This window comes from Microcystis sp. LEGE 08355 (genome assembly GCF_015207185.1).
Lineage (GTDB): Bacteria > Cyanobacteriota > Cyanobacteriia > Cyanobacteriales > Microcystaceae > Microcystis > Microcystis panniformis.
The window spans coordinates 1-2086 of sequence record NZ_JADEXI010000721.1; the positions used below are offsets into that span (position 1 = coordinate 1).

Sequence of the window (2086 nt, forward strand, 5' to 3'; positions counted from 1 at the left end):
ATTTATGGTAGTCCCTACGTTTTCCAGTGGTTTCGTCAACAAAGCGGAGAAATTCCCCATCTTTTCAGCTATGGACAACAACCAAGCGCCCAAAAAATCGCCCTAGAAACTGTTTTTGATTGGCCCACTAGCGGCGAAAATCAGACCGATACTTTCGTTTAAGGGCAAAAATTGCCTAGTAACCATTGGGCAATGCGATCGGAGGCACCGGCCGATCCCATTCTCTGACGACCATTAACGGCGATTTCTTGCCACTGTGGGGGATTTTGTAATAAATATTCTAACTTGTCTGCCACTGACTCGGCACTATCGCCTAAGAGAATTGAACAGCCTAATAAACGCTGTTGCAGTTTGGCAAAATGGGGAGTAAACTGTGGTCCAGATCCCGCAATTGTGATCGCCGGTTTACCCAAACCGACGAACTGTTCCGTGGCAGTTCCCGCCATGGCGATCGCTAGATGGCAACGGCCTAAATATTCGGCGTAATCCCTTTGAGAAATAGTTATAAATACTTCTTGACAAATAAACTTATTTGTGCTATGTTCTCGCCAACCCCGGTCAATTAAAGCAGCCGTAAAAGATTCTAGGGGGAGAGGAGGAGCGATCGCCGCCAAAAATTCCAGCTTGTAAGCGGGAAAACGGCCGATCATGGCGGCCACAGCTGCGAGAATTTGCTGCCAATTGTGGAGAGATTCGGGAAAGCGCGAACCGGGTAGCAGCAGAATAGTTAGGCAATCTTGGGGAAAATCGCCCGTTATCGAGGGTAAAAGGTCATCCATCATCGGATTACCCCCATCGACAACGGCAATTGACCACTGTTGTAAAATTTTGCTAGTTAAACTATCCCGGGGAAAAACCCCCCGACAGCGAGGACGGGCCATTAACCAGCGTTCCCAGGGATAATAGTAGGAACCCCAGAGGCGATCGATCATCGAGCTACTATCTAACCATCCCTGCTCATCCCGGAGATAGTATTCTGATTTAGCCGTTCCCACAAAAGCATAATCTGTCTCGCTCAACCAAGCAAGGGCCAGGGGTAAGATATCTCCGACTGCGACAATTTTTCCCCCTTCTTGGCCCCAATTTCTGACCAGACGGTATTGACGGGAGGTTAATCCCAATAATCCCTCCCGCAGATCTCGCCATAATTGTTTGACATCCCTGGTGATAAAACCCCCAGAGGGCATTTTTTGACCTCGATCGAGAAGGGGAATCCCCAGACGAGTATAAGCATAACCGTTACCCACTAGGGGTAAAGCAGTAATATCCGGACAGAGGGGAGATGATTGCAGTCTTTTAATAATCCGGATCGCGATCTCATCTTCACCGTGGCCATTACTCAAAAATAATAATTTCACTTTTTTTCTTAACTTCTGGCTTAAAGTCCTAAACTTCGGTTGTTTTATTGCCTTCGACCCTAGACAATGCTGATGGTTAGGGAACCATCAATTTTATAAAAGCAGTTAACCAACTCCCATTTAGTCTAATCTACCGGAAGGTTTCGCCGATCGCTTATCTCTGCCCTGATGGCGACCATTTGACCAAAGGTAAGACTAAAAGATAAGAGATGAGTTTAACTGCTTCTATTTTTCTCGATCAAAAGACCAGATTGAGTCTCCCAGAGCCAAGAAGGTCAGAAAGCTGCTCTGATCGCTATATTAAAATCAGTGGTTAATTGGCCTCCTAAGTAGGGAGGCACAATTATTTGTAGGATGGGTTAGCGGTAGCGTAAACCATGCGGGCGTTGGGTTTCATGCTTCAAACCAACCTACGTTCATCTTATATTTAATTCCACCCACCTACTTAGCGGAAAAAATGATTATCGACTTGCCTGATCGAGAAGCTACTGTCAATTTAGGGGAAAAACTGGGGCAAACCTTGGCCCCTGGCAGTGTAATTTTATTAAAAGGTGATTTGGGAGCGGGAAAAACCACCTTAGTACAGGGAATTGGCTTAGGATTGGGCATTCAAGAGCCTATAGCTAGTCCTACCTTCACCCTCGTTAACGAGTATAGCGAAGGCCGCCTTCCTTTGTATCATTTGGATTTGTACCGTTTGCAGGGTCAAGATATCGAGGCGCTGTACC

Annotated in this window: 2 protein-coding genes and 1 pseudogene; 2 read left to right on the forward strand and 1 reads right to left on the reverse strand. The window is 46.4% G+C overall.

The window, feature by feature from the left end; all coding sequences use genetic code 11:
* A pseudogene (locus IQ242_RS23305) lies at nt 1-162 on the forward strand (beta-glucosidase); the annotation flags it as partial.
* On the opposite strand, the gene IQ242_RS23310 reads toward IQ242_RS23305, so the two are convergent.
* Nucleotides 159-1358: a lipid-A-disaccharide synthase-related protein gene (locus IQ242_RS23310; RefSeq protein WP_193961591.1), complete on the reverse strand. Its 1200-nt coding sequence runs from the start codon at nt 1356-1358 to the stop codon at nt 159-161. The pseudogene IQ242_RS23305 and the gene IQ242_RS23310 overlap by 4 nt on opposite strands.
* A gap of 457 nt (nt 1359-1815) precedes the next feature.
* Between IQ242_RS23310 and tsaE the strand changes: the two genes are divergently transcribed.
* Nucleotides 1816-2086 (forward strand): tRNA (adenosine(37)-N6)-threonylcarbamoyltransferase complex ATPase subunit type 1 TsaE (gene tsaE / locus IQ242_RS23315; RefSeq protein ID WP_193961592.1); only part of this gene is annotated, 271 nt, incomplete at its 3' end.